At 72.5% G+C, this 14,636-nt stretch carries 11 protein-coding genes; 3 read left to right on the top strand and 8 right to left on the bottom strand.

Annotation, left to right across the window (positions count from 1 at the left end; translation table 11 throughout):
• Nucleotides 1-241 precede the first annotated feature (241 nt).
• Both DSC45_RS27210 and DSC45_RS27205 read left to right on the top strand, forming a co-directional pair.
• Entirely contained in the window at nucleotides 242-1,060 is an 819-nt protein-coding gene (locus DSC45_RS27210) for a YceI family protein (protein WP_119294609.1), read from the top strand.
• 100 nt (nucleotides 1,061-1,160) lie between these two features.
• Nucleotides 1,161-1,622, top strand: a complete 462-nt coding sequence (locus DSC45_RS27205) for a PPOX class F420-dependent oxidoreductase (protein ID WP_119294608.1) — start codon at nucleotides 1,161-1,163, stop codon at nucleotides 1,620-1,622.
• Nucleotides 1,623-1,655: 33 nt separating this feature from the next.
• On the opposite strand, the gene DSC45_RS27200 is transcribed toward DSC45_RS27205, so the two are convergent.
• Nucleotides 1,656-2,438 (bottom strand): TetR/AcrR family transcriptional regulator, encoded by a 783-nt coding sequence (locus DSC45_RS27200; RefSeq protein ID WP_119294607.1) that lies wholly within the window; start codon nucleotides 2,436-2,438, stop codon nucleotides 1,656-1,658.
• 108 nt (nucleotides 2,439-2,546) lie between these two features.
• Nucleotides 2,547-4,169 (bottom strand): MFS transporter, encoded by a 1,623-nt coding sequence (locus DSC45_RS27195; RefSeq protein WP_119294606.1) that lies wholly within the window; start codon nucleotides 4,167-4,169, stop codon nucleotides 2,547-2,549.
• A 160-nt stretch (nucleotides 4,170-4,329) separates the two neighbouring features.
• Here DSC45_RS27195 and DSC45_RS27190 point away from each other — a divergent pair, with 160 nt between their 5' ends.
• Complete coding sequence (locus tag DSC45_RS27190) at nucleotides 4,330-5,241, top strand: endonuclease/exonuclease/phosphatase family protein (protein WP_119294605.1); 912 nt, start codon at nucleotides 4,330-4,332, stop codon at nucleotides 5,239-5,241.
• 207 nt (nucleotides 5,242-5,448) lie between these two features.
• On the opposite strand, the gene DSC45_RS27185 is transcribed toward DSC45_RS27190, so the two are convergent.
• The 6 genes from DSC45_RS27185 to DSC45_RS27160 form a co-directional block, all read right to left on the bottom strand.
• A complete protein-coding gene (locus DSC45_RS27185) occupies nucleotides 5,449-7,668 on the bottom strand; it encodes a glycosyltransferase family 39 protein (protein ID WP_119294604.1) in 2,220 nt (739 codons plus the stop codon).
• Complete coding sequence (locus DSC45_RS27180; protein ID WP_119294603.1) at nucleotides 7,665-9,038, bottom strand: bifunctional glycosyltransferase family 2/GtrA family protein; 1,374 nt, start codon at nucleotides 9,036-9,038, stop codon at nucleotides 7,665-7,667. Before DSC45_RS27180 ends, DSC45_RS27185 begins: the two co-directional genes overlap by 4 nt.
• Before the next feature lie 527 nt (nucleotides 9,039-9,565).
• Nucleotides 9,566-11,146: a sensor histidine kinase gene (locus DSC45_RS27175; protein WP_240434871.1), complete on the bottom strand. Its 1,581-nt coding sequence runs from the start codon at nucleotides 11,144-11,146 to the stop codon at nucleotides 9,566-9,568.
• A 476-nt stretch (nucleotides 11,147-11,622) separates the two neighbouring features.
• Nucleotides 11,623-12,450, bottom strand: a complete 828-nt coding sequence (locus DSC45_RS27170; RefSeq protein WP_119294601.1) for a response regulator transcription factor — start codon at nucleotides 12,448-12,450, stop codon at nucleotides 11,623-11,625.
• A 208-nt stretch (nucleotides 12,451-12,658) separates the two neighbouring features.
• Nucleotides 12,659-13,591: an amidohydrolase family protein gene (locus tag DSC45_RS27165; protein WP_205571442.1), complete on the bottom strand. Its 933-nt coding sequence runs from the start codon at nucleotides 13,589-13,591 to the stop codon at nucleotides 12,659-12,661.
• 84 nt (nucleotides 13,592-13,675) lie between these two features.
• On the bottom strand, nucleotides 13,676-14,626 hold the full coding sequence (locus DSC45_RS27160; RefSeq protein WP_119294600.1) for a DUF2797 domain-containing protein: 951 nt from the start codon (nucleotides 14,624-14,626) through the stop codon (nucleotides 13,676-13,678).
• Nucleotides 14,627-14,636: the final 10 nt, after the last annotated feature.

The following is a 14,636-nucleotide window of genomic DNA, read 5'->3' as shown; positions in this document are numbered from 1 at the left end:
TCGCGGCGTCACGACCAGGTGCGTGCCGGGAGACCGGCACGGACCGGGGGCCGGTCCAACCGGACACGGCCCCGCAAGAACCCGGGGCAGGGCGCGCATCCCGAGCGGAGGTGCGCGTCCGGCCCGGCCGGGAAAGGGGCCCGGCGGGCAGGGGACGGCCCGCCGGGCCCATCTCTTTCCCACCCGACGGTGGGCAGCTCCACCCGAGGGTGGGGCGAGCGACGTGTGAGGAGAGCAAGCCATGGGACTGAGTGCCCGGGTCCGTACCCGCGACGGGTGGGCCGTACAGCACGCGGTGGTCACCCTGACCGACATGCGGGGCAACCAGGTGCTGCGCGCCGAGGCCGACGCGGACGGCGCCGTCAGTGACGCGTCGGCGCTCGAGCCGGGGCCGTACACCGTGATCGTGACGGCACTGGGCTATGCGCCGTCCGCCGCCACCGCCCTGGTCACCGCGAGCGGACGGGCCGACGTGGGCACGGTGGTGCTGACCCGGCAGGGCGGCGCCGAACTGCCACCGCCCGGGGTCTGGACCCTCGACCCCGCGCACTCCTCGGTGGGCGCGGTCGCCCGGCACCTGGGGATCTCCAGCGTGCACGGCCGGTTCACCGAGTTCTCGGGGCGCATAGAGATCGGCGAGGACCCGGCTTCGTCCCGGGTGGACGCCTCGATCGCGGCCCCGTCCATCGACACCGGCAACAGCATGCGCGACAAGCACCTGGTCTCCCCCGACTTCCTCGACGTGGAGCGGTTCCCGGAGATCGCCTACCGCAGTACGGGCCTGACCCCGGCCGGACCCGACCGCTACACCGTGCACGGCGAACTCGCCCTGCACGGCGTCGTACGCCCCGTCGACCTCGACCTGGCCTACCTCGGCACCGGACCCGACCCGTGGGGCGGTCTGCGGGCGGCCTTCCACGCCACCGCCGAACTGCACCGCGAGGACTTCGCGATGAACTACAACCAGGTCGTGCAGGCGGGCATCTCCGCCATCGGCACGACCCTGAAGGTGGAACTGGACATCCAGGCGGTGCAGGGCGCGGCCCTGCCCGGAGCCTGATCCGGTCAGCGCCATAAGACGCTGCAGCCGCTCCGGACCGCCCCACGGGGTCCCGGGGCGGCATCTGCCATCCGTACCGGACAGGCTCTAGGGTCGCGGTATGGCTGCCAATATCGCGAGCAACAACCGTGTGGAACTGGCCGAGTTGCTGGACTTCGTCCGTCCTCGGCACCGGGGCGTACTGCTCACCAGGCGTGCGGACGGCGGGCCGCAGGCCTCGCCGCTCACCCTCGGGGTCGACGACTCGGGCCGTCTGGTCATGTCCACCTATCCGGAGCGCGCCAAGACGCGCAACGCCAAGCGGGACGAGCGCGTCACCGTCCTCGTCCTGAGCGACGAGTGGAACGGGCCCTGGGTCCAGGTCGACGGCACGGCGGAGGTCCTCGACGTCCCCGATTCCGTCGAGCCGCTCGTCGAGTACTTCCGGAACATCTCCGGGGAGCACTCGGACTGGGACGAGTACCGGGCGGCGATGGTGAAGCAGGGCAAGTCGCTGATCCGGGTGACGCCGGAGCGCTGGGGCCCGATCGCCACCGGAGGGTTCCCGGCTCGGCTCGCCTGAGGTCCGACAGCGGCGCCGGGCCCGGGCGGACGTTCAGGGTGTCGACGCCTCGATGCCCGCGATCAGTACGTCGAGGGCGACCTCGAAGTCCCGGTCCCGCATCTCCTCGACGGTGGCCCCGCCGCGAGCCGACATGATCTGGTCCGAGCTCTGCACGTAGCCCGCCACGTCGGGCACCTGGCGGATCGAGCCCATCGCCTCGGTGTAGTACTCGTCCTGGGTCATCCCCGCCGCGGCGCAGCGCTGCTTGAAGTGGCCCTCGATCGTGCTGAATCCGTAGACGAACTGGAAGGTCGCTCCGAGCGCCCCCATCTGGCGCTCGGGCGGCAGGCCGGTGTCGGCCGTCACGCGCTGCACGGCCTGGGAGAACTCCATCGCGTGCGGGCCCACGTTGAGGAAGTTGCCCATCAGCGTGGTGAACCACGGGTGCCGGACGAGGACGGCGCGGTAGCCGTGCGCCAGGGTGCGCAGGCGCTCGCGCCAGTCCCGGCCGGCTGCGGAGTCCGCGTCCGCGTCGTCCACCGGGAGTTCGGCGCAGACCGCGTCCATGGCGAGTTCGAGCAGGTCGTCCTTGGTGTCGACGTACCAGTACACGGACATCGCGGTGACGCCCAGCTCGCCGGCCAGCTTGCGCATCGAGAACTTGCCCAGGCCGTCGGCGTCGAGCAGTGCGACCGTCGCCGTGACGATGCGGTCCAGATCGAGTCCGGAGGGCTGGTCCGTCCTGCGGACGCCGCCCGTCGGGCCGGCCGCCTTGCCGTCGAGCCACACACTGGTCCGCACCGGACGCTTGCTGCGGTCGGCCGCCTTCGCCATGGCACACCTTCCCGGGTCGTATCGGCGGGCCTCGGGCCTGCGCGGTCTCGCCTTCGGGCCCCGGGCGGACCGGAGGCCCCCGGTCCGCCCTTTGATGCTATGCCCGACTCATCCGGTCGGGCCCCCGGCCTCCCCACCGTGCGTGATGCCCGCGGTGCCGCCAGCCCCGTCGCTCCTGCGGGCGGAGTCTGCCCGCTCCGCGCGCCTGAGCAACGCGGCGGCGAGCAGACCGCCGACCAACACGGCTGCGGCGCCCGCGAGTTGGCTGGTCTCCAGACCGGTCGCGAAGGCGTCGCTGATCTCGCGGCGTTCGCCCGCCGATCCCGCGGCCGCCATCGCCGCCGGGAAGGAGGTCGCGGTCACGGCGACCAGGGCGGCGAACCTGGCGTTCAGGACCGCGCCCAGTACGGCCACTCCGAGGCCGTTGCCGAACTCCGCGAGGGTGCCGTTCACCCCGGCGCCGACGCCCGCCTTCTCCGGCGGGATCGCGCTCATGATCGCGTTGGCCATCGCGGGCATGGCCAGGGCCACGCCCGCGCCCATCACCACCAGGCCGAGCAGCATCCCGCCGTACCCGCCGGACCCGAGCACGGCGATCGCCGCGAGACCCGCGGCCACCAGGGACATGCCGTACGCGATGGCGGTGGGGGTGCCCGCGCGCAGCACCACCTTGGCACCGACGCCGGACAGGTTCAGGGCGACCACGGTGAGGGCCATCGGCGCGGTGCGCAGGCCCGCGTCGAGAGGCCCGTACCCGAGGACGAACTGCAGGTGCTGGGTGAGCAGGAACAGCGAGCCGCTCATCCCGAACGCGACGAGCACGGCGCCCGCCACAGCTCCGACGAACCGCTGATTGCGGAAGAAGTGCATGTCCAGCATCGGATACGGGATGCGCAGCTCCCAGAGCGCGAAGGCACCGAGTACCAGCAGCCCGACCGTCGCGGACAGCAGCACCCGGCCCGAGGTCCAGCCGTGCTCGGGCCCCGAGATGATGGCCAGGACCACGCCGGTCATACCGATCGTGGAGAGCAACGCACCGAGCAGATCGGGCCGTTCACCCTGGCTGACCCCGTCGTCCGGGGCGCTGTCCGAGCTCTGTCGGGGCGCCTTCGACTCCGGTACGAGGCGGGCGACGGCGAGCAGGCCCAGTACGGCGACCGGCAGGTTGATGAGGAAGATCGAGCCCCACCAGAAGTGGTCGAGCAGGACGCCGCCGATCAGCGGACCCGAGGCGAAGCCGAGGGAACTGACCGTGGACCACAGGGCGATCGCCCTGACCCGCTCGGAGTCGTCGAAGACCTGGACGATCACGGCGAGCGTCGTCGTCATCAGGAGCGCACCACCGACGCCCATGCCCGCCCGCGCGGCGATCAACTGGCCCGCGGACTGGGCGAATCCGGCGGCGAGCGAGCCGGCTCCGAAGAGGGCGAGTCCGGCGAGGAGCAGCTTGCGGCGGCCGTAGCGGTCGGCCGCGCTGCCCGCGGTGAGCAGCAGGCCCGCCTGGACGAGCGAGTAGGCGTTGATCATCCACTGGATGTCGGAGGTGGAGGCGTGCAGTTCGCGGGTGAGCGACGGGATGGCCACGCTCAGGACGGTGTTGTCGAGCAGCACGGTGAGCTGGGCGAGGCAGATCACGGCGAGGATCAGCCAGCGCTGGGGGTGGGACGCGGACGGGGAGTCGGGCCGCTCGGGGCCTGAGCCGGGTTTGGGCTCGGGTGTCGTGGTGGTCATGTGGGGCGGGCCTCCTTTCGTAAGCGTTATACACCGTATAAGAATCACTGTACGGCGTAAAACGAGTTCTCGCGGTACCGTTCTCGACGCGAACCTGACAAGTTGCCCGACAAGTACATCCGGCAGACACGGACGATCAGAACCGGACAGGGGACGGGATATGGGACGGGACAGGGGACGGGGCTCGGAACGGACGTCGGCGCGGTGCCGCCGGGTGCTGCAACTCGCAGTCGCGGGCGGGGTGTTGAGCGCACTGGCGGTGGCGCCCGCGGGTGCGGCCGAGGGGGCGCCCGGGCATGGGGGAGGGCACGGACCTTCGTTGCGGGCCGTCTCGTACAACATGCATGCGGGGGCCGGGGCGGACGAAGTCTTCGATCTCGAGCGGCAGGTGCGCGAGCTGCGCGCGCTCGACGCGGACGTCATCGGCCTGCAGGAGGTCGATGTGCACTGGGACCAGCGCAGCGAGTGGCGCGATCTCGCCGGCGAACTCGCCGAAGCACTCGACATGTACGTCTACTTCGCGCCGATCTACAGCCTGGATCCGGCCGGTGCGGGCGAGCCGCGGCGCGAGTACGGAGTGGCCGTACTGTCCCGGCACCGCATCCTCGAAGCCGAGAACCACGAGATCACCCGGCTGTCGACGCAGGACCCCGACCCGGTGCCGGCGCCCGCTCCGGGATTCGGGGAAGTGGTGCTGCGCGTGCGCGGGGTGCCGGTGCATGTGTACGTGACGCATCTCGACTACCGGCCCGATCCGTCGATACGGGTCGCTCAGATCGCCGACACCCGTCGGATCATGGCCGAGGACTGCGACACGCGGGGGCGCTGTCCGCGGCAGGTGCTGCTCGGCGACTTCAACGCGGAGCCTTCGGCCGGTGAACTGGGCCCGTTGTGGCAGGAGTTGCGGGATGCGGATCCAGGGGCGCCGACGTTTCCCGCGGCTGAGCCGGTGAAGCGGATCGACTACGTCGCGGTGGGGGGCGGGCTAGGTGTCTCCGGTGCTGCGGTGCGTGGGGGTGTGGGGTCCGATCATCTTCCGGTTGTTGCGGATCTGCGGGTTCGGCGGGGGTGAGCGGTACTGCTTGACGTACCGCAGCGGCGGCGAGGACGTGGGGGTGCGTCCTCGCCGCCGCTGCGGCGGTTCGGGGGCGAGCCTGGGGGTGGGTGAGCCTGGGGGTGGGTGAGCCTGCTTCGGGGGCGGCTCGAGCGGGGCGGCTCGAGCGGGCTGTTGGGTCGAGCGGGCTCTTGCGTCGAGTTGGTCCTCAGCCCGTCTTGGGCGTCAGGCCTTCTCGGCCGTCAGGTCGTAGAGCGTCGTGCCGTCGACCGTGACCTTCTTGAAGGTGGACTGGATCCAGGTGGTGAGGGACGAGCTGCTGTTGCCGCCGGGGCCGCCGCCCATGCCTGCGCCACGGCCGCCTCCGGTTTCGCCTTCCTCGTCCGAGCCGCCGATGAAGTAGTGGATCTTCCCCGCGGCGACGTACTGCTTGAACCGGGCGAGGGTCGGTGACGGGTCGCTGCCGTTGAATCCACCGATCGGCATCACCGGGCGCTCGGTGGCGAGTTGGTAGCTGGCCGCGTTCTGGGAGCCGATGGCGGCTGCCGCCCAGGTGTAGTCCCCCGCGTTCTGCTCGAGCTTCGCCTGGACCTTGGCGCTCACCTGGGCGCCGTTGAGCAGGCCGCCCATGGCCCCGCCCCCGCCTCGGCCACCGCCGGGGCGCTCGCCGTTGCCGGGGAAGCCGTTGGGAGGGGTGCCGCCGGTTCCGCCGTTGGCGCCGCGGCCGTTGGGGGCCTTGCCCGGGGTCCGGCCGTCGGCGCCCGCGCCGGATCCGTTGCCGGGGCCGTTTCCTCCGGTTCCGTTTCCTCTGGTTCCGTTTCCGTCCGGGCCGCCGCCTCCGAAGGACGGGCGGCCGTCCTGTTGGCCGCCGTTCCCGGCGGCCTTCCCGCCGCCGGTCTGCGCCGCGTTGCCGCCGGGAGGCTGCATACCGCCGCCGCCCGGACCGCCGCCACCGGGCGGGCCGCCCATGCCGCCGCGGCCGCCCGACACCGCGGGCCCCGCCGTGACGATCGAGCCCGCATGGCCCTCGTTCACCGTCGTCAGGGTGTACGCGAGCGGGCCGGCCAGCGACGCGGCAAGGCCCAATCCCCCGGCCAGCAGGGCGAGTTCACGCCGTCCGCGACCTGCGAGCAGCAGGCCGCACGCGGCCACCAGACCACCGACGAGCACGGCCCAGCGCAGCCAGGGCAGGTACCCGTCGGAGCGCCCGAGCAGCACGTACCCCCACCAGGCGGTCGCCGCGACGGTCACCGACAGCGCCGCGACCGGCAGGATCCGGCCACGTTCCTCCCACAGCACGGTGGCTCCCATGCCGACCAGGGCCGCGATGTACGGGGCCAGCGCCACCGTGTAGTACTCGTGGAAGATCCCCTGCATGAAGCTGAAGACGCCCGCCGTCATGACGAGCGAACCGCCCCAGGCGAGGAACGCCGCGCGCGCCGTGTCCGTCCGCGCCGCACGCCGGGTCAGCACCAGACCCGCCACGAGCAGCAGCAGTGCGGCCGGCAGCAGCCACGCGATCTGACCGCCGATGGTGCCGGCGAACATCCGGTCCCAGCCGGTGGTCCCCCAGCCACCGCCACCACCACCGGGGCCGCCTCCGCCGCCGACGCTGCCGGCCTCCTCGCCGTTGATCCGGCCGAGTCCGTTGTAGCCGAAGGTGAGCTCCAGGAACGAGTTGTTCTGCGACCCGCCGATGTACGGCCGCGAGCCGGCCGGCCACAGCTCGACGATCGCCACCCACCAGCCGCCGGCGACCACCATCGCGCCGGTAGCCAGGGCGAGTTGGCCGAACCTGCGGCGTACGGTCGTCGGCGCGCACACCGCGTAGAGCACGGCGAGCGGCGGCAGGATCAAAAAGGCCTGCAGCGTCTTCGTGAGGAACGCGAAGCCGACCGCGACCCCGGCCCAGAGCAGCCACTTGGTGCGCGCCTCCTCGAGCGCGCGCAGGACGCAGTACACCGTGACGGTCATCAGGAGCGCGAGCAGTGCGTCCGGATTGTTGAAGCGGAACATCAGCGCCGCGACCGGCGTGAGCGCGAACGCCCCCACCGTGATCAGCCCGGCCGCCGCCGAGAACCGCCGCCGCACCGCCGCGTGGAGCACCGCCGCGGTGCCCACGCCCATCAGCACCTCGGGCACCAGGATCTGCCAGGAGCCGAGACCGAAGAGGCGTACGGACAGGGCCATCGGCCACAGCGCGGCCGGCGGCTTGTCGACGGTGATCGAGTTGCCCGCGTCGGACGAGCCGAAGAAGAGTGCCTTCCAGCTCTCGCCGCCCGCCTGGACCGCTGCGGAGTAGAAGGAGTTGGCGTAACCGGAAGCACTGAGCTGCCAGAGATAGAGCCCGGCCGTGGCGAGCAGCAGGACCAGCAGGGCGGGGCGGACGAAGGGGGGATCGTCGGCCCTGCCGCGCCAGATCGTACGGAGGGTGGGCTTGGTCATCGGTGTGTCCCGGGGTTGTCGGGGGTGGTGGTCCGGACGAGGGCGCGGGGGTGTTCGCGTTCTTCGGCGTCGCTGCGGTGGCTCGCGGGGGTCGCCTGGCGGCGGTCCGGGAAGACCCAGGCCCGCAGGAGCAGGAAGCGGAGGATGGTGGCCGCGAGGTTGGCGGCGATCAGGACGGTCAGCTCGGTCGCGTGCGAGGCCCCGCCGCCGGCCGCGTCGAGCGCGGCGAGCGAACCACTCGTCAGGGCGAGGCCGATGGCGAACACCACGAGCCCCTGCGCCTGGTGCCGTACCGCCCGCTCCCGACCGCGTACACCGAAGGTGAGCCTCCGGTTCGCGGCGGTGTTGGCGACGGCGGAGACGAGCAGGGCCCCCGCGTTCGCCAGCTGCGGGCCGAGTCCGGTGCGGAACAGGGAGTAGAGCGCCAGATAGAAGAGCGTCGACAGCACGCCGACCACGCAGAATCCGACGAGCTGGCGTGCGAGCCCGCGCGGTACGCCCTCGATGCGCCGGTCACGCGGGTCGTCCCCGAAGGGGCGTGCGAGCCGGTCGAGCGGGAGAGCGCCGACGGCGAGCGCCCGGCCCACGCGCCACACGCCCTTGAGGTCGTCGGTGGCCGTCCGCACCACGTGCACGGTCGATTCGGGGTCGTCTACCCAGTCCACCGGCACCTCGTGGATGCGCAGCCCGGCGCGCTCGGCGAGCACGAGCAGTTCGGTGTCGAAGAACCAGCCGGTGTCCTCGACCATCGGCAGCAGCCGCTGCGCGACGTCCCGCCGGATCGCCTTGAACCCGCACTGGGCATCGCTGAACCTGGCATGCAGGGACCCCCGCAGAATCAGGTTGTACGCCCGCGAGATGAACTCCCGGCGCGGCCCGCGCACCACGCGCGACGTGCGCGCGAGGCGCGAGCCGATCGCGAGGTCCGAGTGGCCGGAGATCAGCGGGGCGACCAGCGGAAGCAGCGCGTTGAGGTCGGTGGACAGGTCGACGTCCATGTACGCGAGCACGGGCGCGTCCGACTGCGACCACACGGTCCGCAGCGCCCGCCCGCGCCCCTTGCGGTCGAGGCGGAACGAGGTGACGGCGTCCAGTTCACGCGCCAGGGCCTCGGCGATTCCCGGCGTACGGTCGGTGCTCGCGTTGTCGGCGACGGTGATCCGGAAGCCGCCGCTGCCGTACGGGAATGTCTCCGCGAGGTGGGCGTGCAGTCTCCGGACGCAGGCCTCCAGGTCCTTCTCCTCGTTGTAGACCGGAATCACCACGTCCAGGACGGGCGGGCCGTCGCCGCCCACCGGTACGGGGGCGCGCGCGGGGAGTGCGCCGCCGCGCGCCGCCGCCGTCGCCGTCTCAGGGGAATCGCTTCGCATGCCACGACATTCGCCAAGTGGCCTGTCACAGCGATGTGCTGAGGCTGTGGTGGGGCTGTGAGTCGGGGGGGCGGATGGACTGCCAGGAGACGAGGTCACGCCGGGGGTGGGGTCGAGGGGTGGGGCCGCGAGAGGTGGGGCCGCGAGGCATGAGGCCCCGCTGAGGCTGGGGCCGCGGGGGCGCGAGGTCACGCCGGGGTGAGATCGAGGGGGTGGGGTCGAGGGGTGGGGTCGCGAGGCATGAGGCCCCGCTGAGGCTGGGGCCGCGGGGGCGCGAGGCCACGCCGGGGGCGAGACCGAGAAGGTGGGGCCGCGAGGCATAAGGCCCCGCCAAAGCTGGGGCCGCGCGGGCGCGAGGCCACGCCGGGGGCGAGACCGAGAGGGCGCGGTGTGGGCGGCGCGGACCGTGCGAGCTGTGGGTGGGGCGGGACCGTGCGAGCCGTGCGCGGGGCGGACCGTGCCAACCGCACGCGAAGCAGACCATGCGAACCGCACGCGAAGCCGATGCTGCGGGCGCGCCCGTCTCGTCAGCCTTGCTCGAGCGCCGTCGAGGGCTCCGGGGCCTCGGACACCTCGGCCGGTCCGGACGGGGCAGGCAGATCGGACGGGCCGGCCGGATCGGACGGCAGCGTGACGGCGAAGACCGTACGCCCGGGCGCGCTCTCGGCGGTCACGCGCCCGTCGTGCGCCGTCACCACCGCTCGTACGATCGCCAGGCCGAGCCCCGTCGATCCCGCGTTCCCTCCGGTCCGCGACCGGGACTCGTCCCCGCGCGCGAACCGTTCGAAGACCTGCGGCACCAGCTCGGCCGCCATCCCCGGTCCGTCGTCCTCGACCTCGACGCGGACCTCCCGGCAGGCAGCACGTCGCGTCTCACGGCGGGTGTCCGAGGCGGGGTCGGTGCGAGGGACGAGCGCCACCCGGGCGGTGACCGTGGTGCCGGGCGGGGTGTGGGTGCGGGCGTTGGCCAGCAGGTTCACCAGAACCTGCTGCAGCCGGGGCGCATCGGCCCGTACCAGCGCGGGCTCCTCGGGCAGTTCGAGCCGCCAGTGGTGGGCCGGCCCCGCGGCGCGCGCATCGCTGACCGCGTCCACGACGAGCGGGGAGAGATCGGTGCTCCGCTTCTCGAGCGGGCGTCCGGCGTCGAGCCGTGCGAGCAGCAACAGGTCCTCCACCAGGACCGTCATCCGGGACGCCTCGGACTCGATCCGGCCGAGCGCGTGCCGGGTGTCGGGCCCGGTCTCCTCGCGTCCGCGCCGCGTCAGTTCCGCGTAGCCCCGGATCGACGCGAGCGGCGTACGCAGCTCATGGCTGGCGTCCGCGACGAACCGCCGTACCCGCGTCTCGCTCTCCTGCCGCGCACTGAGCGCGGAGTGCACGTGGTCGAGCATGCGGTTGAGCGCCGCCCCGACCTGGCCGACCTCGGTCCGCGGATCCGCGTCCGGCACCCGTTCGGAGAGGTCGGGTTCGCCGCTGTGCAAGGGGAGTTCGGACACCCGGGTCGCCGTCGCGGCCACCCGGCGCAACGGTCGCAGCGCGATACCCACCATCGCCGCGCCCGCGATTCCGGCCGCCACCAGACCGGCGCCCGCGACGCACAGCTCGACCACCACGAGGGTGCCGACCGTGTCCTCGACCGTCTTCGTCGGTACGGCGACGAGCATCTCGCCGTTCGCGCCACCCTGCGTGTACTGCACGCGGTAGCCGCCGAGTCCGGGCAGGTCCACGCTGTGCGGCCGGCCGTCGCGCGTGACGGAGCCCAGCGACTTGGCCTGATCGGCAGCGAGTTCGCTGACCTGGGCGCGCTCGGTCGGCTCCGCGCCGGATTCGCTGACCGCGGCACGCGTGACCTTGCCGTCCTCGAGTACCGCCCCCACCGTGCCTATGTCCTGGCCACCGAGCGCGAGGAAACGCAGCGGATCGCGCCCGTCGAATCCCGGCGGGCCGTCACCGCGCGGCGGCCCGCCGGCGCGCTGCGCGACCTCGGACAACTGGGCGTCCAACTGCTTGTACAGATACGAGTGCAGCGCCACCGTCGTGACGGTCCCGATCACCGCACACACCAGAGCGATCAGTACGACGGCGGAAACGACCAGCCGCGTGCGCAAGGACCGGTGACCGCGGGGCCGACGGGCACGGGCGCCCGCACCGGTGGCTTCGTCGGAGGCCGTCCGGCCGCGGAACCGGTGCCGCAGACCGCGGCGGTCGCCGGTGACTGGCGGCCGGCGGTCGCTGGTAGGTGATGACGGTGACATGGCTCTACGTCGTGTCCGTAAGGTCCTGTGCGGTGCTCGTGGTGATCGCGTTGATCGCGTTGATCGTGGTGTCCGGTGCGTGCTCGCGGTGCGCCGGCCGGAAGCCCTCGTACTGGACGTACTCGGCTTTTCGGCCGGGGCGGCGAGCGGGGGCCCTCCCGGCCGGAGGCCGGGGGAGCGTGCCGGGCTCTGTGAGTGCTACGAGCGCTGTGAATGCTGCGCGTGGTGCGCGTGCTGGGCGTGCTGGGCAGGACTTCGTGGACACGGCCGAGGAAGGTCCGCAACGTGGCGGCGCGGGGCTCCCGTTCGGGGAGCCCGCGTTCCACGTGTCACGCGGAGGCCGCGGCGGGGACGGAGGCGGGTGCGGAAGCCGGCTCCGGAGCCGGGTCGGCAGCCTTGAGCAGATAGCCCGCGCCACGTCGCGTGTGGATCATCGGCGCGTTCCCGGCATCGATCTTCCGTCGCAGGTACGAGATGTACAGCTCGACGACGTTGGCCTGCCCACCGAAGTCGTAGCTCCACACCCGGTCGAGGATCTGCGCCTTGCTCAACACCCGCCGCGGATTGCGCATCAGGTACCGGAGCAGCTCGAACTCGGTGGCCGTCAGATGGATCGACCGGCCACCCCGCGTCACCTCGTGGCTGTCCTCGTCGAGGGTGAGGTCGCCGACGACGAGCAGGGACTCGCTGCGCCGCGCCACCGCTCCCGAACGCCGGATGAGTCCGCGCAGCCGCGCCACGACCTCCTCGAGACTGAACGGCTTGGTCACGTAGTCGTCCCCGCCCGCGGTGAGCCCGGCGATCCGGTCCTCCACGGCGTCCTTCGCGGTCAGGAACAGCACCGGAACGTCCGGCAGGTCGTGCCGCAGCCGCCCGAGCACCGCGAGGCCGTGCATGTCGGGCAGCATCACGTCGAGCACCACGGCATCCGGCCGGAACGACCTGGCCGCACGCACCGCGCTCGCCCCGTCCTGAGCCGTCCGCACCTCCCAGCCCTCGTACCGCAGGGTCATGGACAGCAGCTCGGTCAGCGAGGCCTCGTCGTCGACGACGAGCACCCGCACGCGGGAGCCGTCGGGCCTGCGGATGTCTGCCCTGGCATCGGTAGCGGCGCCCGGCCCTTCGCCGGCCCGGCCCTGTCGCGAGATTGTGGTCATGCCCTCACCCTGACCACCCGCCCTGAAATCCTCCTTTCCGGAACCTGTGAATTCCCTGAGAAACGCATCCGGCCCCCTACGACGCACTCCACGAGCCGGTCAGGCCCGCGGACCGGGGGTCCGGACTCGGCCGGAGAACCGAGCGCCGCGGGGACGCTGCCGCGGAGCGCGCGGGGAGACCCGCGCCCTCGCCCCACCGGCGCTCCGGCTACTCCGCCGGCAGCCCGAAGAGCCGCGCCCCGTTCCCGTGGCACACCGCTCGCAGCCACTCCTCCCCGAGCTCCAGACGCGCGAGCGCCTCCAGCTGATGCCCGTACGGATAAGGGATGTTGGGGAAGTCCGTCCCCAACATCACCCGGTCACCGAGCTCCACGAGCCTCGCCCGCGCCTGTACCGGAAACGGCATCGCGCCCTCGGTGAAGTCCGTGAACGCCATTGTCGTGTCGAGGTGCACCCCCGCGTACCGCTCGGCCAGGTCGAGGAAGTCCGTGTACTCCGGCATCCCCATGTGCGCCACGACGAGCCGTAGCCGGGGGTGTCGAGCGAGCAGTCGCCCGATCGGCTCCGGGCCGGTGTGCTTGCCCGGGACGGGACCCGAACCGCAGTGCATCACCACCGGAACACCGGCCTCCGCGAGCAGTCCCCACGCCGGATCGAGCAGCGGATCGTTCGGGTCGTAGGCACCCACCTGCAGATGGGACTTGAAGACCCGCGCCCCGGCTTCGACCGCCTGCCGCACGTACTCCCCGACGCCCTCCTCGGGAAACAGCGTCGCGGTGTGCAGGCAGTCCGGTGTCCGCGCGGCGAAGTCCGCACCCCAGGCATTGAGCCAGGCCGCCATCCCCGGCTTGTGCGGATAGAGCATGGCTGTGAACGCCCGCACCCCGAACTCCCGGAGCACCTCGACCCGTTGCTCTTCCGCCAGCCGGTACGTGATCGGCCACTCGCGTCCCGTCAGCGGCCCGACGGCGTCGAAGTACGCCCAGACCTTGCGCAGCACCCGCTCCGGCATGAAGTGCGTATGGACGTCGACGAGCCCCGGCAGTCTCAGCCCCTCCCAGAACGCCCGCACGCCCTCCACTTCGCCGGCCGTCACCTCACCGGCCGCAGCCCCGGTCTCCTCACCCACCACGTCACACATTCCCCCACTCTCGTTCCACGACCACCTGCCTGTCCACGCTTCTCCTCGACGGTCACGACCCCACACCTCATCGGCGTCCGCGCCTCAGAACAGCCCTCCCTGCACTCCACCGGCCGTCCCCGCCCCCGCACCGCCCTCCACCACGGGAACGCTCACCCCCACCGCGTCCTCATCCGGCTCAGCGGCCACCAGACCCCACCCACTCATCAGCCGTGTGTCCACCACGACCACGCCGTCCCGCACCCGCCCGGTCCCCGGGTCGCGCCAGGACGACCACAGATGCAGATCAGGTCCCGCCGCGGCCAGCAACCTCCCGCCGACCACGCCGTCCTCCGCCAACTCCCGCACCACAGCACCTCCACCACCGTCCCCTGCGACCTGCCCGGCAGCAGCCGACTCCAGCGCCGGAAGCCCGAACTCCGCACTGTGGTCCACCGGTTCGAACGGCAGACGGCTCAACGACTCCGGCCACCCCTCCACTTCACCCACCCGCGCATGGCACTCCCGCAACTCGGACAACCGCTCCCGCACCTCCGGCAGGACACCTCGCACCGCCCTCTTCCGCGCATACGGCACCCGATCCGGCACCCCCAACGCACCACCCAGCACCGCCTCCGCCCGCCGCGCCGCCATCAACGGCCCTCTCCCCAGCCAGACGAACGCCACCGCCCCCTGCTCCAGCAACCTCGCCGGCCCCCGCTCCACCGCGGTGATCCCCACCTTGAGCAGCCCCGGCCCGAAGTACGCCAGGTACACCCCGTACGGACGCGGATCGTCCACCGCCGTGTCGGCGGCCACCGAGTACGAACGGTCGATCCGCGCACACTCCGGGCACTGCGCCCGCGCACCCCGCGCGGGCACCTCCGCCGCCCGCGGGCACTCGGTGTGCCGGCCACCGCGCCACACCCCGAGACACCGCCGCCCACCCCGGCAGGCGAAGGCCAGCGGCCGGCCCACGGTCGGCGCCGACTCCCGCCGCTCGTCACGCCCCTGCACCGACCAGCCGAGCACCGGCCGACCAGCACGCCACCGCATCCCCGTACTC

It is taken from the genome of Streptomyces sp. YIM 130001, assembly GCF_003574445.1.
Classification (GTDB): Bacteria; Actinomycetota; Actinomycetes; order Streptomycetales; family Streptomycetaceae; genus Streptomyces.
Note: the sequence above shows the minus strand (reverse complement) of the source record. Positions and strands in the feature narration are given on the sequence as shown.